22 protein-coding genes are annotated in these 25,279 nt (G+C 64.7%); 12 read left to right on the forward strand and 10 right to left on the reverse strand.

Annotation, left to right across the window (positions count from 1 at the left end; translation table 11 throughout):
• Positions 1-36: 36 nt before the first annotated feature.
• Both tssB and tssH read right to left on the reverse strand, forming a co-directional pair.
• A complete protein-coding gene (tssB, locus tag AC1Q7Q_RS24520) occupies positions 37-570 on the reverse strand; it encodes a type VI secretion system contractile sheath small subunit (RefSeq protein WP_492373355.1) in 534 nt (177 codons plus the stop codon).
• Positions 571-621: 51 nt separating this feature from the next.
• The gene (tssH, locus tag AC1Q7Q_RS24525) at positions 622-3,354 is read right to left on the reverse strand and encodes a type VI secretion system ATPase TssH (RefSeq protein WP_492373354.1); all 2,733 of its coding nucleotides are present in this window, start codon (positions 3,352-3,354) and stop codon (positions 622-624) included.
• A 521-nt stretch (positions 3,355-3,875) separates the two neighbouring features.
• Here tssH and AC1Q7Q_RS24530 point away from each other — a divergent pair.
• The 7 genes from AC1Q7Q_RS24530 to AC1Q7Q_RS24560 all read left to right on the forward strand — a co-directional run bounded on the left by AC1Q7Q_RS24530 (position 3,876) and on the right by AC1Q7Q_RS24560 (position 11,115).
• Entirely contained in the window at positions 3,876-4,496 is a 621-nt protein-coding gene (locus AC1Q7Q_RS24530; RefSeq protein WP_492373353.1) for a TagK domain-containing protein, read from the forward strand.
• A complete protein-coding gene (locus tag AC1Q7Q_RS24535; protein WP_492373352.1) occupies positions 4,486-5,322 on the forward strand; it encodes a type VI secretion system accessory protein TagJ in 837 nt (278 codons plus the stop codon). The genes AC1Q7Q_RS24530 and AC1Q7Q_RS24535 overlap by 11 nt, the downstream gene beginning before the upstream one ends.
• Positions 5,315-5,845, forward strand: a complete 531-nt coding sequence (gene tssE / locus AC1Q7Q_RS24540) for a type VI secretion system baseplate subunit TssE (protein ID WP_492373351.1) — start codon at positions 5,315-5,317, stop codon at positions 5,843-5,845. The genes AC1Q7Q_RS24535 and tssE overlap by 8 nt, the downstream gene beginning before the upstream one ends.
• A 4-nt stretch (positions 5,846-5,849) precedes the next feature.
• Positions 5,850-7,730: a type VI secretion system baseplate subunit TssF gene (gene tssF, locus AC1Q7Q_RS24545; protein ID WP_492373350.1), complete on the forward strand. Its 1,881-nt coding sequence runs from the start codon at positions 5,850-5,852 to the stop codon at positions 7,728-7,730.
• Between the two features lie 2 nt (positions 7,731-7,732).
• Positions 7,733-8,773 carry a type VI secretion system baseplate subunit TssG gene (tssG, locus tag AC1Q7Q_RS24550; protein WP_492373349.1) on the forward strand — a complete coding sequence of 347 codons (1,041 nt, stop codon included), beginning with the start codon at positions 7,733-7,735 and terminating at the stop codon, positions 8,771-8,773.
• 2 nt (positions 8,774-8,775) lie between these two features.
• Positions 8,776-9,813, forward strand: coding sequence for a type VI secretion system protein TssA (locus AC1Q7Q_RS24555; protein ID WP_492373348.1), 1,038 nt, complete (start codon positions 8,776-8,778; stop codon positions 9,811-9,813).
• 351 nt (positions 9,814-10,164) lie between these two features.
• Complete coding sequence (locus tag AC1Q7Q_RS24560; RefSeq protein WP_492373347.1) at positions 10,165-11,115, forward strand: fatty acid desaturase; 951 nt, start codon at positions 10,165-10,167, stop codon at positions 11,113-11,115.
• Between the two features lie 27 nt (positions 11,116-11,142).
• On the opposite strand, the gene AC1Q7Q_RS24565 is transcribed toward AC1Q7Q_RS24560, so the two are convergent.
• From AC1Q7Q_RS24565 to AC1Q7Q_RS24575, 3 genes are all read right to left on the reverse strand, one after another.
• The gene (locus AC1Q7Q_RS24565) at positions 11,143-12,183 is read right to left on the reverse strand and encodes a Rieske 2Fe-2S domain-containing protein (RefSeq protein WP_492373346.1); all 1,041 of its coding nucleotides are present in this window, start codon (positions 12,181-12,183) and stop codon (positions 11,143-11,145) included.
• Positions 12,184-12,268: 85 nt separating this feature from the next.
• Positions 12,269-13,855 carry a GH3 family acyl-acid amido synthetase gene (locus AC1Q7Q_RS24570; RefSeq protein WP_492373345.1) on the reverse strand — a complete coding sequence of 529 codons (1,587 nt, stop codon included), beginning with the start codon at positions 13,853-13,855 and terminating at the stop codon, positions 12,269-12,271.
• Complete coding sequence (locus AC1Q7Q_RS24575; RefSeq protein WP_492373344.1) at positions 13,855-14,778, reverse strand: fatty acid desaturase; 924 nt, start codon at positions 14,776-14,778, stop codon at positions 13,855-13,857. The genes AC1Q7Q_RS24570 and AC1Q7Q_RS24575 overlap by 1 nt, the downstream gene beginning before the upstream one ends.
• Positions 14,779-14,812: 34 nt before the next feature.
• Here AC1Q7Q_RS24575 and AC1Q7Q_RS24580 point away from each other — a divergent pair, with 34 nt between their 5' ends.
• Genes AC1Q7Q_RS24580 through AC1Q7Q_RS24590 form a run of 3 tightly spaced genes read left to right on the forward strand, consistent with a single transcriptional unit; the run spans position 14,813 to position 17,849 of the window.
• Entirely contained in the window at positions 14,813-16,033 is a 1,221-nt protein-coding gene (locus AC1Q7Q_RS24580; RefSeq protein WP_492373343.1) for an acyltransferase family protein, read from the forward strand.
• Positions 15,991-16,941 (forward strand): metal-dependent hydrolase, encoded by a 951-nt coding sequence (locus AC1Q7Q_RS24585; protein WP_492373342.1) that lies wholly within the window; start codon positions 15,991-15,993, stop codon positions 16,939-16,941. Before AC1Q7Q_RS24580 ends, AC1Q7Q_RS24585 begins: the two co-directional genes overlap by 43 nt.
• Positions 16,938-17,849: a hypothetical protein gene (locus AC1Q7Q_RS24590; protein WP_492373341.1), complete on the forward strand. Its 912-nt coding sequence runs from the start codon at positions 16,938-16,940 to the stop codon at positions 17,847-17,849. The genes AC1Q7Q_RS24585 and AC1Q7Q_RS24590 overlap by 4 nt, the downstream gene beginning before the upstream one ends.
• A gap of 8 nt (positions 17,850-17,857) precedes the next feature.
• Here the strand turns inward: AC1Q7Q_RS24590 and AC1Q7Q_RS24595 are convergent, their stop codons facing one another.
• Both AC1Q7Q_RS24595 and AC1Q7Q_RS24600 read right to left on the reverse strand, forming a co-directional pair.
• Positions 17,858-19,042 (reverse strand): hypothetical protein, encoded by a 1,185-nt coding sequence (locus tag AC1Q7Q_RS24595; RefSeq protein ID WP_492387229.1) that lies wholly within the window; start codon positions 19,040-19,042, stop codon positions 17,858-17,860.
• The gene (locus tag AC1Q7Q_RS24600; protein ID WP_492373339.1) at positions 18,982-19,692 is read right to left on the reverse strand and encodes a hypothetical protein; all 711 of its coding nucleotides are present in this window, start codon (positions 19,690-19,692) and stop codon (positions 18,982-18,984) included. Before AC1Q7Q_RS24600 ends, AC1Q7Q_RS24595 begins: the two co-directional genes overlap by 61 nt.
• 119 nt (positions 19,693-19,811) lie before the next feature.
• Here AC1Q7Q_RS24600 and AC1Q7Q_RS24605 point away from each other — a divergent pair, with 119 nt between their 5' ends.
• Positions 19,812-21,245, forward strand: a complete 1,434-nt coding sequence (locus AC1Q7Q_RS24605) for a fatty acid desaturase (RefSeq protein ID WP_492373338.1) — start codon at positions 19,812-19,814, stop codon at positions 21,243-21,245.
• Between the two features lie 177 nt (positions 21,246-21,422).
• On the opposite strand, the gene AC1Q7Q_RS24610 is transcribed toward AC1Q7Q_RS24605, so the two are convergent.
• Positions 21,423-21,878, reverse strand: a complete 456-nt coding sequence (locus AC1Q7Q_RS24610; protein ID WP_492373337.1) for a hypothetical protein — start codon at positions 21,876-21,878, stop codon at positions 21,423-21,425.
• A 59-nt stretch (positions 21,879-21,937) separates the two neighbouring features.
• Here AC1Q7Q_RS24610 and AC1Q7Q_RS24615 point away from each other — a divergent pair, with 59 nt between their 5' ends.
• The gene (locus tag AC1Q7Q_RS24615) at positions 21,938-22,207 is read left to right on the forward strand and encodes a hypothetical protein (protein ID WP_492373336.1); all 270 of its coding nucleotides are present in this window, start codon (positions 21,938-21,940) and stop codon (positions 22,205-22,207) included.
• Between the two features lie 133 nt (positions 22,208-22,340).
• On the opposite strand, the gene sodB is transcribed toward AC1Q7Q_RS24615, so the two are convergent.
• Together sodB and xseA are read right to left on the reverse strand one after the other, a co-directional pair.
• Positions 22,341-22,922, reverse strand: a complete 582-nt coding sequence (sodB, locus tag AC1Q7Q_RS24620; RefSeq protein WP_006157940.1) for a superoxide dismutase [Fe] — start codon at positions 22,920-22,922, stop codon at positions 22,341-22,343.
• A 153-nt stretch (positions 22,923-23,075) separates the two neighbouring features.
• A complete protein-coding gene (xseA, locus tag AC1Q7Q_RS24625) occupies positions 23,076-24,461 on the reverse strand; it encodes an exodeoxyribonuclease VII large subunit (protein WP_416047708.1) in 1,386 nt (461 codons plus the stop codon).
• Positions 24,462-25,279: the final 818 nt, after the last annotated feature.

A 25,279-nucleotide genomic window follows, 5' to 3' on the forward strand; every position in this document is an offset into this window, starting at 1 on the left:
GATAAGGTTGTTCAGGTAGGCAAGAAGCCGTTCCGGTCAGGACTGGGACGCCTGGGCGTCGCCATCGGTAGCCTGGGGCTTGGGCGCCTTGGCGAGCGACTGCAGCAGCGCGGGGTCCTGCAGCAGTTGATTGATCAGCGATTCGGCACCCGACTTGCCATCCATGTACGTCTGCAGGTTCGCGAGTTGCGTGCGGGCTTCCAGCAATTGCCGCAGCGCATCGACCTTGCCGGCCACCGCCGCTGGCGAGAAGTCCTCGATGCTCTCGAACGTCATGTCGACCATCAGTTGGCCGCCGCCGGCCAGCGTATTGGGAACAGCGAACGCAACACGAGGCTTCATCGCCTTCATGCGCTCGTCGAAGTTGTCGATATCGATCTCGAGGAACTTGCGGTCGGCGACCGGCGGCAGCGGCTCGGCGGGCTTGCCCGACAGATCGGCCAGGACGCCCATCACGAAGGGCAACTCGATGCGCTTCTCCGAGCCATAGACCTCAACGTCGTACTCGATCTGCACACGTGGCGCGCGATTGCGCGCGATGAATTTCTGCGAACTGTTCACAACAGACATAGGTCTCCTCAACGGGTGACAAGAGGGGTTGCAAGGACGTGCCGCACGGCGTCAGGCCGCTTCGGCTTCGGGATATTCCGGCCCAACAGCGTCGTGGCCGGCACGGTACTCGGTGTGATAGGTCAGTGCGGGCGCATCTGGCGGCTCTCCCGCCAGCCGGATGTCGATCGCGGCCAGCTGGCGCTTCTCCGATATCGCCGACAGCCACAGGCGAGCCAGTTGCGGCTGGACGACCTGCTCGATAAAGCTGATCAAACGGCGAGCTCCGGTTTCGCCAACCGGGCAGCGCGCCACGATGAACTCGACCACGGCGTCGCCATAGGTGAGCGCAATGCCGTGCTGGTCGTGCATGCGTGCCACGACGCGGCCCAGGTGCAGGCGCACGATGCGCCCGAGGTGTTCGGCGGCAAGCGGCAGGTAGGGCACGATCACCAGGCGGCCGAGGAACGCCGCCGGAAAGACTTTGCGCAGCTCCGGCATCAGCGCGTCACGCAGCGCGGCGGGCTCCGGCATCAGCGCCGGGTCTTCGCAGAGATTCGCCAGGAGATCCGAGCCAGCGTTGCTGGTGAGCAGCAGGATGGTGTTCTTGAAGTCGATGTGGCGCCCTTCGCCGTCTTCCATGTAGCCCTTGTCGAACACCTGATAGAAGACTTCGTGGACGTCGGCATGCGCCTTCTCGACCTCGTCAAGCAGCACCACGCTGTAGGGCCGGCGGCGCACCGCTTCGGTCAGCACGCCCCCTTCGCCGTAGCCGACATAGCCTGGCGGTGCGCCCTTGAGGGTCGACACAGTGTGCGGCTCCTGGAATTCGGAGAGGTTGATGGTGATGAGGTTCTGCTCGCCGCCATAGAGGACATCGGCCAGCGCCAGGGCCGTCTCGGTCTTGCCGACGCCGGAGGGGCCTACCAGCAGGAACACGCCGACCGGCTTGCCGGGATCGGTCAACTGCGCACGGGCGGTCTGGACACGCTCGCCGAGCTGGGCCAGCGCGTGGTCCTGGCCGATGACGCGAGTGCCAAGGGTCTGCGGCAACCGCATGACCGTGGCCACCTCGTCCGCGACCATGCGCCCAACCGGGATGCCCGTCCAGTCGGCGACAATGGCCGCGACCACGGCTTCGTCCACTTCCGTGTACACAAGCGGCGCCTCCCCTTGCGCCGCACGCAGGTCGGCTTCGAGCTCAGCCAGAGACTGCTGAGGCTGCGCCGTGCTCGCCGGCTCGATCACCGGCTCGATCGCCGGGGGTTGGACCAGCGCCTGCCGGCGTGCGACCAGGTCGCTCGCCAGGCTTCGTTCGCGCTCCCAGCGCGCTTCGGCCTGCGCCAGGTCGGCATCGATCTGCGCGCGCCGGGCATGTACGCCGGCTATCCGCTCGGCATCTGCTTTGCCGAAGCCGGCTTCCTTGGCGAGCAGCGCACATTCGGCGTCGGCAGCGGCCAGTTGCTGGCGCAGGTGCTCGACTTCTGCCGGTGGGGCGTGCAGTGACAGCGCCACGCGGGCACAAGCCGTGTCGAGCAGGCTGATGGCCTTGTCCGGCAACTGCCGGGAGGGGATATAACGATGGGAGAGCTTGACGGCGGCACGCACCGCTTCGTCGCGGATGAACACCCGGTGGTGCGCCTCGAAGGTGGCGACCAGCCCCCGCACCATGGCGACAGCCTTGGCTTCTTCTGGCTCCATCACCTGCAGGACCTGGAACCGGCGCGTGAGCGCCGGATCCTTCTCGATGTGGCGCTTGTATTCGCTCCAGGTGGTAGCACCAATCGTGCGCAGCGCGCCTCGCGCCAGCGCCGGCTTGAGCAGATTGGCAGCGTCGCCCGTGCCGGCCTGGCCGCCGGCGCCGACCAGCGTGTGGACTTCATCCACGAACAGGATCACCGGCTTCTGGGACCTGGCGGCTTCCTCCAGCACGCCTTTCAGCCGCGCCTCGAATTCACCTTTCATGCTGGCGCCGGCCAGCAGCGCCCCGACGTCGAGACTCAGGAGCCGGATATCCTTCAAGCTCGGCGGCACCGTGCCCGCAGCGATGGCCTGGGCGAGTCCCTCGATGACGGCGGTCTTGCCAACCCCAGCCTCTCCCGTCAAGAGCGGATTGTTCTGGCGGCGGCGCAGCAGGATGTCCGTCATGGTGCGGATCTCGTGCTCGCGGCCAATCACCGGATCCAGCCGGCCGGCGCGGGCCTCCTCGGTCAGGTCGAGGCAGTACTGGCCAAGGGCAGATTTGCCGGAACCCGTGGGCGCCATGGCGCCGCTGGCCTCGCCAGGCGTGGCCGGTGCGAGGCCACTGCCGTCGTAGGCCGCTTCCCGGCTTTCGGGCGACTGCGCGACCAACGCGGGAACGGCTTCGACCAGGTCATCGGCACGTACCTTCGCGAACTGATTCGAGATGCCCAGCACCGTACGGCGCAATTCCGGCGTCTTGAGCAGTGCGCTCAGCAGGTAGGCGCCGCGCACGTGGTCATCGGCGAAGGCCAGTGTCGCGTAGACCCACGCCCGCTCCATGGCGGACTCGATCTGGAACGAGAAGTCGCTGATCGACGTGGCGCCGGCTGGCAGCAAGCCCAGCGCGCGCGTCAGGTCGGCTTCCAGGGCGGGCAGGTCGGCGCCGGCATGGCGCAGGATCCGCTGCAGGTCGCCATCGGGGGCCTGCAGCAACTGGTGCAGCCAATGCACAAGCTCCACGTACGGGTTGCCGCGGAGTTTGCAGAAGGCGGTCGCGCTTTCGATCGCCTTGAATAGGGTGGGATTGAGTCGGCCGAACAGCGCCTGACGCGAAATGTCCATTTGATGCCTTGCTCTTTTTTTGAATGATCGACTGCGATCGACTGCGCTTGCCCGATGGAGTTCTTGCGATGGAGTTCTTGATTAACCCCTTTTTAGGATATGGCAAAAACATTAGATGCGTAAACCCCTTCGGCGATCATCGCAAAGCGGCTTCCTTGACCAGACAGGAAGCCTGATCACCGTGGATCCCTGGGAGTCAAACAACCTCAGGTAGCCAGTACGCGCGCGTTTAGCGCGCGTCTATCACGTCCAGCATGGAGGCGCAGTAATTTACGACGCTCACGAACCGAGACATGAAAGATTCGGAAATTTCCCAATATTGATTCCGAAAAATTTCGGCGTTTTATAGGACAATAGCGGCGTTTTTATAGGACAAGTCCTAAAAACATTAGGACAACGGATCCTTAATTCAAAGCCATCGCGCAGACCGCAATTAATGACATCCGTTTGCATTTTGTCTAGCCGTGATTTTCGATTATCATCGGGTCCATTCCTGAACCTATCACTAGCGAGGCAAGGTCATGAGCGACTCGCAGCCCCTCCCGGCAGGGACCGGCGCCACCGACCCCGGATTCGACCGCGATAGCGATACGCCCTGGCCTTGGGATGCGCTCGGCGGAATGCACCCGGGCACTGCCGATCCGTTCTCGGTGCTGAGACCAGCCGCTGGCGAGCGCACAGCGCAAACTGCTGCCCCCGATCGGACTGACGTGATCGAGCAGCTCAAACGCGAGGCCGAGGCGGCGCTGCGCGATCCCGACTACCTGAGCGCCCACCCGGGGGCCACCACTGGGGCGGCATCGGTTGTACCGGCGGAGACCGCTCGGAACCCGCTGCAGAGGCTCGCACGCGAGGCCGACCATACCCACAGCTTGATGGACATGCTTGCCACCGCCGGCCACATCAACGCCCTGATTGGCTCCCCGCAGACCCTGGATGACTACCCGTTCTTTGTGATCCCGCCTGCGCCGGACGTGCTCTGGCTCTTCGCAGGGGACATCGTGCCCACCAGGCGCCGTGACGTCGCCGCTCCCCTTACCCGCCGCGAACACCACCTCGTCTCGATGGATAGCGCCTACCGCCCTGCACAGGCACAAACGCAAAAGCCAACGCCAACGCCGGAGCCCGATCATGGCGCTTGATACGCAAGCCCCCGAAAGCACACGCGACGCCGGGCTATCTTCAGTCCTGCGCCGAACCGGATCGGCCGCCGGCGCGCTCTGCGCAGCGGAAGGCCTGGTGCGCCTGCAGCCCGGCTCATTTGACTCCCGTTGGCAGCTATTCCAGTGGCTGTGCGTGGTTGGTGACTGGACGCGCGCGCTCCGGCAACTGCAGGTGGCCACGCAGCTCGCACCCGACTTTGCGCAAACCGCGCATGTCTACCGCGACTTGATCCGCGCGGAGGTGTTCCGGTGCGAGGTCTTCGCAGGCCGGCGCGCCCCCGGCACCCTGCTGCCGGCCCCGGCCTGGATGCCCGGGCTGCACGTCGCGCTCGTACAAACCGAAGCCGGTGACATCGCCGCCGCCGATAGCAGCCGCAACCTGGCACTGTCGGAGGTCCCGGCCTCGCCCGGCATGCACGACGGTGTGCGCTTCGCGTGGATCACCGACACCGACACGCGCCTGGGCCCGACCTGCGAAATCGTGGCGGCGGGCCGCTACGCCTGGCTGCCTTTTGCCCAGATGCACAAGCTTGAGCTGGCCGAGCCTGCCGGCTTGCTCGATCTGCTGTGGCGCCCGGCCACCGTGACGCTCTCCGACGGTGTGGTCAGCCGTGGCTTCATGCCGGTGCGCTACCCCAACTCTGAGCAGGGTAGCGACGCCATCCGGCTCGCCCGCGAAACCAACTGGGCCGAAGTGGGCGAAACCGGTGTCATCGGATTCGGCCAGAAGACCTGGATGACGGATGCGGGCGATGTGGCCATGCTCGATGTGGCGACCCTCACTCTGGTAGCCGGGCATGGCTGACCACCGCCCGCCGCGGGTACCACGCCGCCCGAATACGCAGCTGCTGCCGACGCTCTTTGACCGGCTGCGCGACGACGCGCCCCAACGGCAGACCGAAAGCGCGAACGAATACACCGTCACGCGCGCCCAGATGCGCGAGATCATCCAGCGCGATCTCACCTATCTGCTCAATACCACCAACCGCGAGGATGAGATTGACCGCGAGCGCTATCCCGCTGCCGCGGCATCGACGATCAACTACGGGGTACCACCGGTCGCCGGCAGTTACCTGTCCGAGCACAAGTGGAACGACATCGTCAACATCGTCAGGCGCGCCATCCTGGACTTCGAGCCCCGGCTCATTCCCGGCTCGCTGGACGTGAAGCCGCTTTTGAAGGAAGACGCGCCGCAGCGCTACAACACCCTGGTTTTCGAGATCAAGGGCCTGATCCATATGGACCCGTACCCGATGGCATTCACTGCCCAAAGCTCGCTCGACCTGGAAACCAGCCGGATGAGCGTCCAATCGATTCACACCACCTGACGCCATGGATCCGCAACTGCTCGACTATTACAACCGCGAGCTCGTCTACATGCGCGAGCTGGCCGGGGAATTCGCCAATCAGCACCCGAAGGTGGCGAGGCGCCTGGGCATGCATGGCACCGAGGTGGCCGACCCCTATGTGGAACGCCTGATCGAGGCGTTCTGCTTTCTGTCGGCGCGCACCCAGATCAAGCTCGATGCGGAGTTTCCGCGCTTTACGCAGCGGCTGCTGGAGGTGGTCTACCCGAACTACGTTGCGCCGACGCCGTCGATTGCTGTCGCACAGTTCCGCCCCAGCCGGATCGCGGGCAATCTTGCCCGCGGCGTGGAGGTGCCGCGCGGCGCGCAGCTCGATGCCGCGCCGGCGCCGGGCGAGAAGACGGCCTGCCAGTTCAGGACCACGCAACCGCTGACGCTGTGGCCGCTCGAAATCACCGAAGCCCGGCTCACTGGCATTCCACCGGACATTCGCGGGCTGGAGCGCTATGTGCCTGCCCACCTGACGGTACAGGGAGCGCTGCGCCTACGCCTGCGCTGCACGCGCGAGGCCAACTTCGATCAATTGCCCGGCCTGGACCAGTTGCCAGTCTATCTGTGCGGGGACGACCAGATCGCCTCGCACCTGTTCGAGCTCTTGCACAGCGCCGGCGTCGCCACGCTGATTGGACAGCCCGGCGCCATGAGCGAACGCCCCTACGCGGTGACAGAGGATGCCGTCAGCTATGTGGGCATGGGTCCGGGCGAGGGCGCGCTGCCGTTGCCGTGGAACAACTTCTCTGGGCACAACCTGTTGCATGAGTATTTCGCATGCCCGCAGCGCTTCTACTTCTTCGGCCTCAACAAGCTGGCACAAGGGTTCGGCCGGATCCGCGGCAAGGAGGCCGAGATCGTCGTGTTGCTGTCAAAGCCGCCTGGCAATCTGACCAGCCAGGTCGACCGGGATCAGTTCGCGCTCTTTTGCACACCGGTGGTCAATCTGTTCCCGAAACGCACCGATCGCATCGAGATCACACCCGGGCGCACCGACTTCCATTTGGTCGCCGACCGACAGCATCCGCTCGACTACGAAATCTACACCGTCAAGCAGCTATCCGGGCAAAAGTCCGAGCACAGCGCCAGCATCGCCTTTCAGCCGCTCTTTGCCACGCTGAACAGTGACGAGGGTAATCACGGCCGCTACTTTTCCCTGCGGCGCGAGCGCCGGATGCTCTCGGAGCAGGCTCGCAAGTACGGCACTCGCACCGCATACGTCGGTACCGAGCTGTTCGTGTCGCTGGTGGACCAGCACGAGGCCCCTTACCCGGACACCTTGCGCTACCTGTCGGTGGAGTCGCTGGCCACCAATCGCGACTTGCCTAATCTGGTACCGCGCAATGGCCTGCACGACCTGACCCCGGCGGCATCCATCCCCGTGGACGGGATCGGCCTGATCCGCGCGCCGTCGGCACCTCGGCCACCTTATGCGGACGGCGAAATGGCCTGGCGGCTGATCCGGCTATTGGGCTTCAACTACCTGTCGCTGACCGACCTGGAACATCGCTCGGGCGGCCAGGGTCTGCGTGACATGCTGCGGCTTTTCGTGGCGAGCGACGATCTGGCGCACCAGGCGCAGATCCAGAGCCTGATCGGCTCGAAGGTGGAGCCGGTCATGCGACGGCTGCCGGGCAACGGCCCGTTGATCTACGGCCGTGGTATCCAGTGCCAGCTTACCGTGGACGAAGGCGGCTTCTCCGGCATCAGCCCATACCTGTTCGGCGTGGTGCTGGAGCATTTCCTGGCGCGTCACGTGTCAGTCAACGTCTTCACGCAGACCGAACTGCACTCGATGCAACGCGGCCTGGTGCATCGTTGGCCCGTGCGCATGGGCGGCCGTAGCGCCGTGTAGCCATGTACAAAGGACACGACGACAACGCGCCGCCAGCGCTAACGGCCCCGGCGCCGCCAGGAAGCTACGCCGGCCAGGCGCCGTGGAAGCTGAGCTTTCTGGGACTCCTGCGGCATCTGTCCGCCCGGCACCCTGACTTGCCCCCGATCGGGCAGGCCAGCCGGCCGCGCGACGAGCCATTCCGGGCTGGCCAGCAGGCCGCGCTCACATTCGCGCCCCGCGAGATCGCGCAGGTGCAGCCGCTGCCTGGCCGGCTCAAGGTGCAGTTGTTTGGCCTGGGCATGCTGGGGCCGAATGGGGCACTGCCGATCCACCTGACGGAAATCGTACGGGAGCGCAGTGAAACACACCGGGACAGCACCACCGCCGATTTTCTGGATCTGTTTCACCATCGCGCTTTCACGCAGTTCTACCGTGCCTGGGCAGGCTCGCAAGCCGCAGCGGGCCTCGATCGGCGCGACGACGAGGTGTTCTCCCGCTATATCGGCTGGCTGACGGGCAACGAAGCCGAAGAGATCGCGCACAGTCCCCTGCCCCCGCACGCGCGGCTCGCCGCCGGTGCGCATCAGGTGCGCGAAGCACGCAATCCCGATGGCATTGCGGCCACGCTCTCGCACTTCTTCGGGGTATCCGTCAGGCTGGAAGAATATGTGCTGCACTGGATCGCCATCGATCCGGCCGAACACAGCCGCCTGGGGCATCCGGGCGTCCCCAGCGTCATGGGGCAAGGCGCCATGCTTGGCGAGATGGTACCGGACCGGCAGCACAAGTTCCGCCTGGTGATCGGTCCGCTCGGGCTGCAGCAGTACCTGAACTTTACGCCCAACGGCCGGGACCTTCCGACGCTCATTGAATGGGTGCGCGCCTTCGTAGGCCATGAATTCGTTTGGGAAGCCGAGCTGCAGGTGATCCCTGACTCGGCGCCACCCGCCATCCTGGGCTCACAGGAACGCCTGGGCTGGTCTACGTGGCTGGGCGAACCGGATCGCAGCCGCGCCATCACCGGCATGGTGTTCGAGCCCGAACACTACGCGACACATTGACCATGAAAGCCAAAACCAAGCCCGTGCCGGCGCCAAGACCTGAATTTCCCTTCCCGGAGCTGCTGGAACCGGTCTCTCCCGACAGGCCATGCGGCGATGACCTGGAGTACGACCCTGAATTCGTCGTGCTTCTGGCCAAGGCCGCTCCGAAGGCGGACGCACAGTACGGCGACTTCGTCAGTGAGCCGGAAGCCTGCAACTGGGCCGAGCTGGAGCGCGACTGCCAGCGCCTGCTCTTGCGAACGCGCGACATCCGCATTTTGGTGCTGCAGCTGCGGTGCCGTACTCGGCTAGCCCAGACGGCCGGGCTGAGAGACGGCCTCGAGGCGCTGGCGCAACTGCTGACGAAATGGCCGGATGCGATCCATCCGCAGTTGACGGTCGATGGCGAAGCCGATCCTGCCATGCGCGCCAACGCACTGGCCGCACTGGCCGACCCGGACGGGCTGATGCGGGACGTGCGGGCGTTGACGATCACGGGCAATGCCGCACTACGGCTGCAGGTCCGGGACGTCGAGCGTTCGCTCGGTGTGCCACGGCCCGTGGACGCCCCGGCGCCGGAATCGGTGCGCCTGCAATTGCAGGATTTGCGCCAGCAGCACAGCCCCGCCCTCCTCGCATTGGACGAAGCCGCAGGATATGCCGCTGCCATCGACGACTGGGCAAAAGCCAACCTCCAGAACGACCGCCCTGACCTGAGCCCGCTGCTCAAGCTACTCGGCACGATGACGGGCAATGTCGTGGCCGCCGCCGCGCCGCGGCCCGATTTGAGCGTCGCGGCCTCGACAGGCGACGGTGCCGCAGGTGGTCTTTCCCCTATAGCGACCACCGAGCATGCCGCCGCCGCCATGCCGCGGGACCGCGATGCCGCCTTGGCCGGCGTGCGCACCGCTCGTCAATGGTTCGAACTACATGAACCCAGCAGCCCCGTGGCGCTACTGCTCAGGCAAGCCGAGCGGCTGACCGGCAAGCGCTTCGATGAAGTGTTCCAGGCAATCCCCGCCGAGCTGGTGGAGCGCTGGGCGCAGGACAATTCGTGATCTTCCAACCGTTCGGGGAGCGCATCGTCCCATGCATTTTGATGTCATTGCCATTCCAGCGAAGGGAGAAACCGACCGCATCATGGCCAATGCCCACTCCACCGAACTGAATCCAAGCTCACTTCGCCGGTGGGTGCCCGCTCCGAAACTCACGAGATCCAGGATACCCAGGTGCCCCGCGTTGCGCTCTTCGGCCAGATAGGGGGGAACGTGCGAGTTCTAGCGCCGAAAGCTCAGTTTGAAAGCGGGGCGACAAGGCACTCTTTCGCAAATTCAGCGAATCTTCAACAGAGACCTTCTGCAGACCGGCGACCTCGGGCTACCATATATACCCACAGCGCATACTCGCGTATGTCCGTCATCGATCGAATGTCCGATATGTCCATCTTTCCGACACCTGCAGAACTGCGCTGTGTCCTACCGTTTGCCGCATCCGCCAAGCCGTGGCGGCTCGTGCGCTATGCGTGCACCGACTGGCTCGTCATCGCGCTGTGTTGGGTTGGGATGGCGTTGGTCCTCCATCCGGTCGTGTACGTCGCGGGCGTGCTGCTGATCGCAGGACGCCTGCAGGCGCTCGGCGTAATCCTGCACGACGCCTGCCACCTGCCGTCGCGGCGCAAGACCGTGCCGCTTGCCATGGTCGAAGTGTTGGCGGGCTGGCCGATCGGTTCGACGATCGCCGCGATGCGCTATCACCATCTGCGCCATCACCGCGCGGTCTGCACGCCCGAAGACCCGTATCTGCACCGCCTCGCCGCGCGTGGCGGCTGGGTCAAGCGCGCGATGATGCTGCGCGGGGCCTTGCTGCCGATCTGGTGGCCGCTGCGCGCGCTGACCGCGCCGCTCGCGCTGGCTTGGCCGGCGTTTCGTCCCTGGTATGCGCGTGGCTTCCTGCAGGAGCGCTCGAAACGCGACCTGCGCCACCATCCCGAGATCATTGCGTGCGCGCGCAACGACCTGCCGCACTGCGTGGCTTATCTGATCGCAATTGCGGTCGTGGTGCACTGGCAGTTGCCGTTTTTCGCATATTACGGGCTGCCGTGGATTCTGGGCGGCATCATGAATGCGAATCGCGTGCTGATCGAGCACGATCACGTGCTGAACGGTGAGCGCTCCCAGGAGGCGGTGTGGGCGATGACCCATACCTGGCATTTCGGGTGGCTGGGGAAACTGGTCCTGTTTCCGCGCAATATCGGCTTTCATCAGGTGCATCACGTGTACCCGGCGCTAGCGCTTGAGCATCTGCCTGCGGTGCATCGGCACCTGCTCAGCCGTCTTCAAGCATCCCCGGCGGGTACCTGAGACTTGGCGCAAGCCGGCCAAGTCGGATCAAAGCTCGAAACGCATCGGTTTCTCGCCGCGCTCCGCTGCGGGCAGTGTCTCTCCTCGCCGGATGGCGGCCAGCAAACGCTCGATTCCCACATGAACCACGTCGGCGCGCACGTTGTGGGGCTTGAAGCCAGGCGCGTTATCCAGTCCTTGCCGGTGCGCCCGCATGATCCGCACGTCCTGCTGGATCACCACGTGTGTGTAGAGATGGAGGAGTGGCCGTAGCGCGCGCAGCAGCCAGCGCGGCAGCGGGAAGCGGTACGCAATGTAGGTATAGACACGCGAGCGCCGCGCATCGATCGGCGTGATCTGGCTGACAATCAAAAAGCCTGACTGGCTGCCCCAGAGATAGTCGCAGCGCGTGATGTTGGGCGCAAAAAAACGATCGGTATGGACCAGCGACTCGCGGCGCGGGTTGGTGAGCCAGTCCATCATGCCGATCTTGTCGTGCTCGTCGTGATAGGTGACCTCGACGCTTTCCGCCTTCAATGCCACCGTGGCTTCCATCGCGCTGCCACGGCTCGAGCGGAAGATGCCGTCGTGCACGAATACGGTATGCGGCACATCCATGAAATTCTGCGCCAGCATGCCGATGTCGCCGTCAAAACTGTTCACCATGAAATACGACTGCCACTGCTTGTCCGCATGGAACGGCATCCGGAATATCTGCCTTGCGGATGCGTCGCCAGCACCGGGATATACCCAGATCAGGCCATCCTGCTCGCGCACCGGCAACCGCCGCTGGCGAAACGGATAGTCGGTTGGCGTGGGTCCGGGCTGCACGCCGTCGATGGTCGGGATATGCACGACCCGGCCCTGCGCATCGTAGCGCCAGCCGTGATAGGGGCAGACGAGGCAATCGCCGGCAAGCTTGCCGGCGGACAGGCGCGTACCGCGATGTACGCACTGATCGATGAGCGCGGTGACCTCGCCGCTGCGCTGGCGAAACAGGACAATGCCAAGGCCAAGGATCTTCACCCCGAGCGGCTTGTCCCGCCGCAGCTCGCTTTTCGTGCAGGCGACGAACCACTGTTCGTGCAACCCGTCGCGGGGCTCTTCAGCCGCAGCGCCATCGGGCCGAAATGCGGCGATGTGGTCCGTTTCGCAACCTGGATTCGGCAGGATGTCAGGCGTCGGTGAGAACGAGGAGGGCATTCGCGGTGGCAAGTCGATTGATGAGTATGCGGGGTTTCACGTCGCCCGCGCGGATGCCGGTCTGCTCGGCCGCCTTCTGGAGCGCGTCGGCAAGCCGCGTCGGCGGCCCGGCCAGCAGCCGCACGCGCAGCGGCCCCAGTTGGCAAAGACGGCGCGCGTGCGCGTAGTGGAACGAGCGCGCCAGCGCAGCTTCGACCGATGTGCGCAGCGCTTCGGCGTCGCGCTGCCCGGCACTGGCGACCAGCAGCACGTAGTGCGGCGGCTCGGCCGACACACACGGCACTAAACATGCATTGTCGTGCGCATCGATGGTCGCCGCGAATACGGCGCCCAGCGTGTCCTCGTCGAGCTTCTCGCCAGCCAGGTCGCTGTGCGCGCCCGCTCGCCCGACGAACTCGATGCGCGGCGTGCGGCCTGCCAGCGCGGTGACTCGCACGCGGTCCGCCAGCGCATAGCGGTACAGGCCCCCGCCGGTGGTCAGGATGACCTGCGCGGTATCGCCGGGCCGCAACGCGGCGGCATCGCGTACGCTGCCGTCGTCGAGCTGGAATTCCAGAAAGTGGCTTTCGATTGCGAGCGGACAGCCTTCGCCATTGCCATACGGCAGGCTGACCACCCCCTCCGTCGCGAACAGGCCCTTGGGAAGCCAGCGTACATACGGGAAGCGTTCGCGCAGGAGCGCTGCGTAGTTTTGGCTGGGTCCGTCCATCCAGCAGCTCACCGCGGCGAGCCGCGGCCACAGGGCGTCGCAGGTTCCAGCCGCCAGCGCCTGCCGCAACGCCGCCTTGCGCGGGGCGGGCAGGGCAGCATCTAGCCACGCAAGCGTCTCGGCATGCGCCGGGTCGCCGGCATCGAACAACGGGCGTAGCAGACTGGTCAGGAAAGTCGGACTCCACACGCTGATGAATGCCAGGTCGTCCGCGGCCAGCAGCGCGAGCAGTGTCTGTCTGCGCCAGGTGGATGCGTCATGGGCGAGGGGTGGGACGATCAGCGTCGGCGCGAGTCCGGCGACCAGGCTGCCGCCGAGATACTCCAGGTCGCTCGCCGAACCGATCGGGATGCCGTTGGGCGCATGGCACTGCTTCTGCAAGGGCGGCGACATCGACCAGTAAGCACGTCCCGCGCCGATCCCCGGCAACTGGCGATACAGGTCCGCCAGCCAGATCGTCAATGCGCGTTGCATCTCGCCGAGGAAGACTGGCGTGTATGGAATCAGTTTCTGCTGCGCGCCGTTGCCACTCGTGCGCTCGAAGAAGCGCGGGGGCTGCGCGGTCAGCACCGGCTGCGACTCGCGCAGAGCCCGATCGATCCATGGCAGCAGCTCGGCATGGGAATGAACCGGTACGCGCTCGCGAAACTGCGCCGGGTCGGCGATTCGGGCAAAGCCATGCGCACGCCCGAATGCCGACTCGCGGTTGTCCGCCAGCAGCCGCGTCAGCACTCGCTGCTGGGCTGCGGCCGGGGCTTCGAGCGCGGCCTGCCATCCATCGAGCGCGGGTTGCGCGGCAGCGAAAAACGTCCGCCAGGCTGCCTGCGTGTCGTTTGGGGCCGCAAGCATCAGAAGTAGGTCTTGTCGAGTTGCGTGAGATCGTCTGGCAGTTGTTGCGGCGGCAGGAAGATCTGCAGCCAGCCGAACCACAGCGGGCGCGTTTCGGCCGCGTTCGACACGATGTGCAACTGCTGCCAGCGCAGCGCCGGCAGCCGGTGGTGAGTCAGGTTGTAGTTGAAGTTCAAGAATGCCCAGCGCACGAGGATCGGTGCGCGCATATTGTAGGTGCCTTCGACCGCGTCGAGCGGCGTGCGCATGTGATAGACCCATTGCAGCGACGACCACGAGAACGCGAATGCCGCATAGGCGATCATCACGACCGCAGGCTTCCACTCGAGGAGCCAGCCTGCCAGCAGCCATGCGGCGGCGCCGGCTATCACTTCGAGGCGGATGCGCCGGAAATCGCGCAAGGAAAAATCCTTGAACGCGGCGGCGTAAGTGTTGTCGTCGCCGCGCTTGGACCAGTTGCTCGCGATGCCGGCCGGCAGCAACGACAGCACGAGGCTGCCGACGAATCCGCCGAGCCAAATGCCGCCGAGAATCGCCGCGTAGTACTCGATCCGCTTGCGCAGCAGCGATTCGCCGACATCGGCGAAGTCGGCGCGTTCGGCGCGCGTGCGGTTGCGTACGTGGTGCCCGAGGTGGTTGATGTGAATCAGCGTGGCAGAGGAGCCGAACATCGTGGAAGCCCACCACATCATCGTATAATTCGCGCTTGCCCGACGATGCCCGAAGCCGTGAAACGTCTCGTGCATCATCGAGAATACCCCCTGCATGACCAGGCAGAACGGGATCAGGATCACCCATTTCAGCGGACCTGCGCCGGTATTGGACAACCACGTGAGTGTCCCGGCCCATGCGGCGGTTTGCAGGGCCAACACAAAGATATTAGCCAAGTCGAAACGGTGCGATTGCGCGGCGCTGTCTTGCATATTGGGTGTGCGCGTACAGGAGATAGGCAGATTAATGTACGGGAAGGATACATCGGATACCCCTGTTTCACCCGATCGGCATGGGCTCGGAGTCGTTCCGGCGGCGCCGCTGCGCGCGCCGGGACAGGCTGCCGGACTGTGTTGCGCCGTGGCATTGCCAAGGTTGCCGGGCCTTCAGGCATTGCGGGGCGTCGCGATCATGCTGGTGCTGATACAGCATTGCGCAATGGCATTGCCCGAGGCGCAGGCCGCCGTCGGGAGCCTGTCGCTCTGGGGCGGTGTCGATCTTTTCTTCGCCATATCGGGCTTCGTGATCAGCCGCTCCTTGCTGGCCGACAGCGCTGCCGATCGCATCGATCGCGCGATGTGGCGCGCATTCTGGATCAGACGACTGTTGCGGCTGCTGCCCGCCGCCTGGGCATGGCTCGCGATCAGCGTGGCACTCAGTTTTATCCTGACCGCCTTCGGCCATTTGCAGCCCGCGGTGGAGTTGCGCGGCGCGATCGCCGGCGCCTTCGGCTACGCCAATCTATTCTGGGCCAATTGCCACGCCGGCGGCGCAGCCGCCGGGTGCGGCTTGCCGCAACTGACCGGCATTTACTGGAGCCTGTCGCTCGAGGAGCAGTTCTACGCTCTGCTGGCCACGGTATTGCTTGTGGTGCGGCTGCGCGCCTTGGTAATGGTTGCGCTTGCCGGCGTATTCATGCTCAATGCACTGCCATTTCATGCCTTCGATCTGCGCTGGTTCCTGCGCATCGACGCGCTTGTACTTGGCGTGGCGGTACACGCGCTGGGCCGAAGCACGGCATCGCTGCGCGTGGCGGCGATCATCCGGATGCGTGGGCTCGTGGCGCCCGTAACGCTTGCGCTGTATATGGGCATCGTATGCGCACAGCTGATCTCGGCGCGCTATCCCATTGGCATCATCGCGTTCAGCGCTGCCGGCCTCGTCTGGATGGCTTCCTGCGACAATCGCGACGCTGCGCGGACGGGTTGGCTATCGGCGCTGTTTGGCTGGCTCGGCGAGCGCGCCTACTCGATCTATCTTTGCCACGTTCCCATCCTGCTTGTCAGCTATGAAATACTATGGCGCGCCGGTGGTCCGGCACCGCTCCCGGCACCATGGCTGGCTGCGGCGGGCCTCGGTTCGTTCGGCCTGATCGTGTTCATTGGTACACTCTCGCACCGCTATCTGGAGCAACCAGGCATTCAATGGGGCCAGCGGCTGACACGCCCGGCAACTCGATCGATATGAGCCTCCGCCTCCTCAGCAAACGCTCGCGCGCCCCCAGTGCAGTGACGCCGCCCACCGAAATCCCGCACCGCGATCTGCGTTTCACGCTCGACGGCCCCGTGCCGCGCTACTGGTACCGGGGCTGGTGCCACGTCACGCGCTTTTTCGATGCGTTCTCGATCATGTTTCCACTCGGTGAGAAGTTCTTCATCGATAGCGTGAAGCACTTTCGCGGCGAGATACCCGCCGGGACGCCGCTTGCGGCCGAGATTGCGGGCTTCATCCACCAGGAAGCGACCCATATCCGCGAGCACAGGCTGTACAACCAGCGGCTCGCCGCGCAGGGCGCGCCTGTCGACGAGCTTGAGGCACTGATCAGGCGTCGCCAGCAGAACAGCCTGCAGATTGCCTCGCCGGCCATGCGGCTGGCGCTGACCGCGTGTCTCGAGCACTATACCGCGATCCTCGCCGACCAGTTGCTGCGCCACCCGGCGATACTCGACGGCGCCGATCCGGAGATGGCTGCGATCTGGCAATGGCACGCGGTTGAGGAAACCGAGCACAAGGCCGTCGCGTTCGACGTCTTCCGTGCGATCGAACCCAGGCCGCTGCGGCGGTATCTGGTTCGCTGTGGCGCGATGCTGGGCGTGTCTGTGTATTTCGTGCTCGATCTGGTCTATTTCATGTATCGCCTCGCAGCCTGCGACAAGCAACGCGCCAACTGGCGCGAGTGGTGGCGCCTTCAATGGTGGCTGTTCGTCAATCCCGGCGTGTTCACGCGCGTGCTGCCGGCGTGGCTGTTCTGGTTCGCACCCTGGTTTCATCCAAACCGGATCGATAGCCGGGCGGTACTGGAGACCGCCCGCCGCAATCTCAAGGAACAACGCGAAGACACCGCCACTGGGCCAGTTACGCAAGACGCGCGATGACCGTGAGGCAACCCTGGACTCCATACGGCTTCGACGACTGGCGCCAGCACTATCCGGCCACGCCGTTTGCGCGAGCGGCTGGGGGCCTCGACTGGACCGGGCGCTATGTCGATTGCTGGGAACGCGCGCGCGCGCACCTGCCACGGGCGACCGTCGTGGTGCTTGTTGCGGGGCTGTATTCGGAGGGGCTGCCGCGCTGCCATCGCGATGCGGTCCTCGCGCTGCGCGGGGCGGGCTACCGGGTGCTGCGGTTGCCGATGCGCTCGTCGCGCGGCGTGGTGGCGCAAGGCCGGCACATCGCGGTGACGCTGCGTGCGCGCTTGCGCGGCGGTGAGCGCTTCGTTGCGCTTGCGCACAGCAAGGGCGGTATCGATATGCTGGCGGCGCTGGACGGTGACCCCGCGCTTCGCGCGCGCTGCGACGGGCTCGCGCTGGTGCAGCCGCCGGTAGGTCCGGCCTCGATCGTCGACGACATCATGGGCTGGGGCGCGACGCCTGCACCGGACGGGTCGGGCTGGAAAGACAGCGTTGCACGCCGGTTGCTGCGCACACGCTGGGTAGCCGAGGGCACGCGCGACATCAGCAGCCGTCGCGACCCCTGCGTCGCGCCAATGCTGGCGAGGCTGCCGCGCGAGCTGCACTGCGTACACGCGGTCAGCTGGTCGATTGAGCCCAGTTCGCGCTTCGATGCCCACCATGGACGGCTCAATGCGCGCCGGCCCGGCTGCGCACACGACGGACAGTTCTATCTCGAACATCAGGTGCTGGCCGGCACGCCGCAGCTATGCCTGCCGAACCTTGACCACGGCCAGCCAGTCCTGGGCGGACTGGGTTTCGATGCCGGACGCTTCTGGCTGGCGCTGGCCGAACTGCTGCATGCGAGCAGGCCCGGCTTCGCGCAAGACTGACGATCAGGTCAGACGAGATAGATCTCAAAGCCAGGGATGCGCGCGGCCGATGCCAGATCGAGCGCGCGCGCGTAGCTCGCACTGGACAGCGTGTACAGATCCATCGGCAGGCGCGTCAAGCGATAGGGCGCCATCGCAGGCCAGAGCGGATCGTTGTCGTAGAGGCAGAGTTGCATCAGCGCGTAGCGGCTGCGCAGGCCTGCCCAGGCGGCATCGAGCAGTGCGGCGAACACGGCGAGATCGCGTTGCCGCACGTGCAGGTGGGTGAGGTAGATGTCCTGGAGTGGCTCGCCAGGCGCGGCGATCCGGGGGCGGCCGAAGACCGGCGCTAGCGCGTTGAATGCGAGACGTATTGCCTGGACGGATGGCGGGAGCCTCTCCAGCACGATCCGCTTGATGCGCCCGGCATCCCAGGGTGCGACGCAGCCGCGCAGATTACCTTGGGCGTCGAGTGCCAGCAGGAAAGACCCGATGCCGAAATCGGGCCAGGTCTGCAGCCGGCGCGCGAACTCAGCCTCGGAGAACACGCAGCCGAATGGCTGCCGGGCCGATTCGGTATCGAGAAAATGGCGCAGCGCATCTGCATGATGGGGCTGTGCCTGCACGATCCGGACCGAATCGGCGGTGCGCGGTGCGGCACGCCAGCATCGCCGGCCGTACACCGAGACGTTGCTGTAGCCGCGCCAGTGCGACAGCGCAAGGCGGCCTGCGCGCCTGGAGCCAAGCAGCGACTGCGCCGCCAGCCGGTTGTCCCGGATCATGCAGCAGTAGGCATGATGCACGCCGGCATCCTGTTCCAGATCGACGAGACGGGCACGCACTTCCTCCGTCCAGGCGCGTGACAGGCGCCGGTCCGGGACGAGGCGCAGGTCGCCAAGATAGGCAACCGGCTGCACTCGCTCCATCAGGTAGCCGTCGCGCACGACCAGGCTGGCAATGCCTTTCATTTCGCCGCGTTCGCCCTCAGCGAGCCATGTCCTGTGATCGGTGGCATGGCAGCGATGCAAGGCGAAGTAATCCGGCGCGCGATCGAAGCGCAGCGGCAAGGCGCCCTGCATCGCATGCTGCGTCAGGAAGTCGAGGATGCGCGGATTGTCCGCGGGCTGCGCGCGCCGGATCCGCATCGTGCGGCCTACGTGGAGCAGAACAAGCGGCGCGCCATCGGCCGCAAGTTGGTCGACGACAGTTCGCACAGGCAAACAAGCTCGTTGCCGCTTGCATAGTGCGGATTGCGCGCGAGGAAATACGCGACATCCGGCAGCCTTCGATGGGCGTCAGGCACTTCCGCCAGCTCCGGAGCGAGCCGCCCCTGTGGCGTGGGGAACGACAGAACCCCGGTGTCGCCGTCATACGCCGCGCCAAACCGCTGGGTCGCCAGATGATCCATCAGTGCCTGGACGGATGGCGCCGTGGACGCGTCGCAGCGCGGTGCGTAGTCATGCGCGAACGCGCGCAGGTAGCGGTAAGTACGGTGCCCCTTGCATATCAGGAGCCAGTAAAGTGGCACGCCGGGCGCGTGCCGGCTGATCTGGCCTGCGAGGCGAATCCACGCGAAGGCCAGTTGCTGGCTACCCCAGTGAGCCGGATCGATGATCGTGTCGCCCGAGAAAATCACCCGCTGCGAAGTTCCGCCCCATGTGGCGGTGTAGAGTTTCAGCGTCGAGAATCCTTGAATCACGTCATCGGTATCGCGCAGCATGATGCAATGTGTCTTGTCCGAGAGATCCTGTTCGAAGATATCCCGGCGGGCATCGCAATATGACACCGAGTAGAGCGCGAACATCCGATCGATCTGGTCGGCGCTCAAGGTGGCGCGCTCAATGGGCGTGGCGTGAAGGCGCATGGGTGAATTTTGCATGACTGGACAGCTTGTTATGATACCCGTCCGATCACCGAAATCTTGCCGCGATGAAGATGTCTTCGAGTCGTAAATCTACCGGCACGATGTCCATGGCCAGACCCATGAGATGGCTCCTGGCCTACCTGTTCGTGTCCGGGGTGCTGTATTTCTTCGTTACGCATTTCCCCTTGGGGCCGGTGCGGATCGTTCACCCCTCCATGCTCGATACATGGACGCCGATCCTGCCGGCCACAGTACCGCTCTATCTGAGCTATCTGCTGGTGATGCCGACACTGGTGTGGCTTGGCCGCAAGTGCGACTGGTTGCTGCCGGCCTTTTTTGCCGGGGCAGTCGCCGCCATCGCCTGTCTCGTCGGCCATCTGTTCTGGCCGACTGCGATTGTCCGGCCGGTGGCCGACTCAGGCTGGCTTGCCTGGCTGCATCGCATCGACTCGCCGCTGGCGGCGTTGCCCAGCGGCCATGTTGCGCTGCCGGTAGCGATTAGCGTGCTGTTGGCCATGCTGCGTGAGCGCAGCGCCTGGTTCTTCGCGATATGGAGTGCCTTGCTGATAGTGGCCGTCCTGACCACCGGGCAGCATCTGTTTTACGACGTGGCCTGTGGCGCGGCGGTTGGCGTGCTAGCCGGCGCGGCAACGGCCGGCCTGCTGTGCTTGCGCGTGGATTTGCGCACGATGGCAATGATCCTGGTGGAATGGCTATGCATTGTCGTGACGCTGCGCGTTGCGCTTGCCGCCGACGACTGGTGGCTTTATCCGGTGGCCTTCACCATCATTGCTACGCGGCAGCACGCGCTCTTCATCCTGTACCACGATGCCGCGCACTACCATCTGAGCCGGCATCGGCGCTGCAACGATTTTCTGATCAATGTCGCGATTGGCGTGCCTGGTACGGTCCCAATCGAATTCTATCGCCCCCTGCATCTTGCGCATCATCGGCATGTCGGCACCGAACATGATCCAGAGCGCCGCTTTTTGTATCGAAACCAGCCGTGGCGCTTCCGGCCGCTCGATACGATATCGCTCGTCAGGCAGTTGCTCGGCGACGTATTGATGCTCAACACGTTGCGCACGATGCGCGCTTACCGGAAAGCCGGTGGGCAACTCGTCCGGCCGACCGGCCCGCTGCTGGCCGCGGCGATAACGTGGGGCGTCATCCTAGCGATCCTGGCTGACTTGTGTTCGGTGCAAACGCTGGCGTTGCTTGCCGCGCTATGGTTCGGACCGCTCTTCACCGGCGGTGTCCTGTTGCAAAAGATACGCAGCTTCGCGGAGCACAGCGGCGGACCGGACGTCACTCCGGGCTGGGACCACTGGACCTACGCGTGGCACGTGGGATGGCTTGGGCGGCTTTTCATCTGGCCATATCACATCAACCTTCACCTGCAGCATCATCGTAATCCGAACGCTGCGTGGCATGCCTTGCCATCGGAGATGCTGGCCGGCGATCGCATTTTGTCGTCGCTTGGTCTGCTAGCGCTCCTTTGGTCAGGAGCGCGCCGCAGGTCCCGTGCGCGTATGGGGAGTCGGAAACCGTGACGGAGTCTTGTGGCCGACGACGAATGGAATCTCAAGTACCGAGAGGGAGGTCTCAATTGACGGTAGTGCGATGGCCGGAACTGATGCCGGGGCCGGGGCTTCGACCAGCGCTGCGTCTGGGGCATGATCCGCGTGCTAGATGCCGTGCACTAGGCGATCACGAGAGATGAGAGGAAGTCATTCATATCCTACGAGAAGGCTAGGGTTGTGTGCGACGCCGTCGCAAAAGGCAATGCGTCCAAGCTCACAGACCGGATCCGCGTGCTGGGCATCACCCACAGCAACCGCATCGATGACGGCCCACGGAACCGAAGTATCAGGAAGATCTGAATCAACGTGTTCGGGTTCTCGCGAGGCGCGGCGTCCGGGCGCGTCTTTGTCCACAAGCTGATCAACGAATGGGGCAAGGGTGGAGCGCTCAGCGAGCAGTCCGGGCAGCGCGCCCTGCCCTACGAGGTCAACTTCCTTGGTCTGTTCGACACCGTGGCGTCGGTCGGCCGGGCCGATTCGAGCCGCTCCGCGATCGATCTCGATGTGTTTGACGGCCATTTCAAGTTCGCTCGCAATGGCGCGAAACAACCCGGCGCCGATTCTGAGGCTGTCACCCTCAAGACGAGCGGGTTCGCGTTCCATTCGGGCGCTCGACCCTCTTCAAATCCTATAACCCGGATGACAATATCCTGGCGGCTCCGATGGCGGGGGTCGTGCCCTTCCTGAGGCAACACACCTCCCCGGAAGCCGTCGCGAGGCTGGACAAGGCCGCCATCGCCCTGTACGACGACTACGTGCACGACAGCCGGATGTGGTTTCGCATACCGTACTTCAACGAGTATGCGCCGGGCGGGTATGGCTGGCCGCGGGTGATCTTTACGGGGAAGGACCAGCGTACGCGCTACCTGGCGCTGGCACCGGCGTCGAACCTGCCAGGCGAGGGCATCGACAAGGACTACGCAATCGCATGAAATGTCGGCAGGATAAACGGCAGCATGGGTAGCGCCCCCAACGCTGGCACGTGTCCGCCATCGAGACAAAAAAAGCCCCTGAATCCCAGGGGCCATTTTTCAACGTCTTGTGCAGCGGCAACCGCTCGCCAGATCAACCAGCGAAGTTCTTGCTGGCGAAGTCCCAGTTCACGACGTTCCAGAATGCCTCGACATACTTCGGGCGGGCATTGCGGTAGTCGATGTAGTAAGCGTGTTCCCACACGTCGCAGGTCAGCAGCGGCTTGGCGTCGGTGGTCAGCGGGGTAGCGGCGTTGGAGGTCGAGACCAGGTCCAGCGAGCCGTCGGCCTTCTTCACCAGCCAGGCCCAGCCCGAACCGAAGGTGCCGACCGCGGTCTTGGTGAATTCTTCCTTGAACTTGTCGAAGGAGCCGAACTTGGCGTTGATGGCATCGGCCAGCGCGCCGGTCGGTTGGCCGCCGCCGTTGGGCTTGAGCGAGTCCCAGTAGAAGGTGTGGTTCCACACCTGGGCAGCGTTGTTGAAGATGCCGCCGGAGGACTTCTTGACGATCTCTTCGAGCGTCGAGTTTTCGAACTCGGTGCCCTTGATCAGGTTGTTCAGGTTGGTGACGTAGGTCTGGTGGTGCTTGTCGTGGTGGAACTCCAGGGTCTCCTTGGAGATGTGCGGAGCGAGCGCATCATGAGCGTAAGGCAGCGGGGGGAGAGTATGTTCCATTGTTCTGTCTCTTTCTGTGGGGTTGAAGATCAGGAATTGTCGATTGTAGGGGACTTGCCATACCCGCGCAAACGCGGCAAACAAAGCCCCTTCGATCATATTAGTTTGATCGATATGCAAGCGCTGTCGGCGGTCCGCCGACGCGCGCCGGGCTTAGCGTTCCACCAGCCGGGGCTGAACGCTGGCGAGGCTGGCATCGGCCACGCCTTCGGCCAGGTGGACTTCGATCACGGTGCCCGCGCGCAGCTCCGACGGTGAGCGCAAGGCGCGTCCGCGCTGGTCCAGCAGCACGGCATAGCCGCGCTCCAGGGTGCGCTGCGGCGCCAGCACCTCGAGCGTGCCGGCGGCACGCTGCCAGCGCTGGCCGGCGCGCTCAACCTGGCGCTGCGTGGCGTCGCGCAGGCGCAGCGCGGTGCGGCGCAACTCTGCCTGAGCCTGGGCCAGATCGGGCCGGCCAGCCGCCCAGCGCATGGCCAGCACCTGCTGGCGGTGCCGCTGGGCGGCCACGGTATCGCGCAGCGCGGAGCGCAGGTGACGCATGAGGTTGTCGACCTGCAGGCGGCGCTCCTGCAGCTGCGCTTGCGGGCTGCGCAGGCGGCGGGCCAGCCAGTCGAGGTTCTGGGCGCGCCGGTCGAGCTGGCGCTGCATGCACTGGGCCAGCGCGTCGCGCGCGCGGCTGGCTTGCATCAGCATATGGCTGCGGTCCGGGCTGACCAGCTCGGCGGCGCCGGTGGGCGTGGGCGCGCGCACGTCGGCGACGAAGTCGGCGATGGTGAAATCGGTCTCGTGGCCCACGCCGGAGACCACCGGCACGGCGCAGCGCGCAATGGCCTGCGCCACGCTCTCCTCATTGAACGACCACAGGTCCTCGATGCTGCCGCCGCCGCGGCACAGGATCAACACATCGCATTCGTTGCGCTCGCTGGCGGTGTCGATCATGGCGGCGATCTTCGCCGCAGCGCCGGCGCCCTGTACCGGCACCGGGTAAACCACGACGGGCACATGCGGGGCGCGCCGGCGCAGCGTGCTGATCACGTCGCGCAGGGCCGCCGCCTGCAGCGAGGTGATCACGCCAATGGTGCGGGCGTGGACTGGCAGCGGCCGCTTGCGCTCGGGCGCGAACAGCCCGGCCTGCGAGAGCTTTTCCTTCAGGCGCAGGAATGCCTCGTACAGATTGCCAAGGCCGGCGCGGCGCATGCCCTCCACGCCGAGCTGCAACTCGCCGCGCGCCTCGTACATGGATACGAGCGCCCGCACCTCGACCGCCTCGCCCTCGCGCGGCGTGAAGTCGACATGCTGGTTGCGCCCGCGGAACATCACGCAGCGGATCTGGGCGCGCGCATCCTTGAGCGAGAAATACCAGTGGCCGCTGGCGGCGCGTGTGAAATTTGAGATTTCGCCCCGGACCCAGGTCAGCGGGAAACTACGTTCCAGTACCTGGGCGATCGCGTGGTTCAGCTCTCCGACGGGAATCGCCTCACGCGCCCCGGGAGGGGCCATAGGCTGGGTTTCACGCGAAAAGTTCAGCGGTTCTGACATGGCGCACGGCCGGGCAAGCGGCGTGGAATTGACATGTCCACAGCATAACTGGTCTGTCAAGTCTCTTGGGGTGGGGGAGGCAATAACCCCGCAAAGCCCCATGACTTGACACAAGCCTTTGATTCTTATGCGCTTTCGGCTGTCTTATTTTTTAGGCAATGTAAGCAAACCCCTTATGCGTCAAACACTTACCGGCCGCACCCCCGGCTTGTTCACAAAGTTATCCACAGGAACTCTGGACAACCTTGGGTAGAACGCGCTGCCTGTGGAGAACTATTTCCTGCCCGCCGGAAACGCCCATCCGGCAGCCAAAAGAGATCGCAAGGCCTCCTTGTCGCGACATGGCATGGCCATGTCCTGAGCATGAGCACGGAGACTGGAAAACACCGTGCAAATGGCTGTTGCCCATTTTTTAATCAGCACGTATGAAGCGCTTTTCAATCAATGACTTAAGTAGCTTCTCAGATAGTTTTCCACAACCCGTCCACAAGACTGTCCCGGCGGAATGTGGAAAGGGGGAGACATGGCGGGATTTTTTCATTCACGGGGCGTTGGAGGCCCCCGCGAAGCCCATCTGGCGTGCCCTGCACATTATTTAGGCACTATGTATACTCACCTTTCCAATCAATGACTTAGCATTCTTTTCAGGCGTCTGTCCACAAACGGTCCACAGCACTGTCCTGTTTTAATGTGGATAGAGCGGACTCCGGTTTTGCGCGGTTCGCGCGCGCGCGGAGGATGTCCTCGTCACCCGCCGTTTGCCCGTTTTTTAAGCGACACACAATTTTTCCTTATCAATCAGTGACTTGACCGCCTTG

This window comes from Cupriavidus sp. GW823-FHT07A04, from assembly GCF_058794615.1.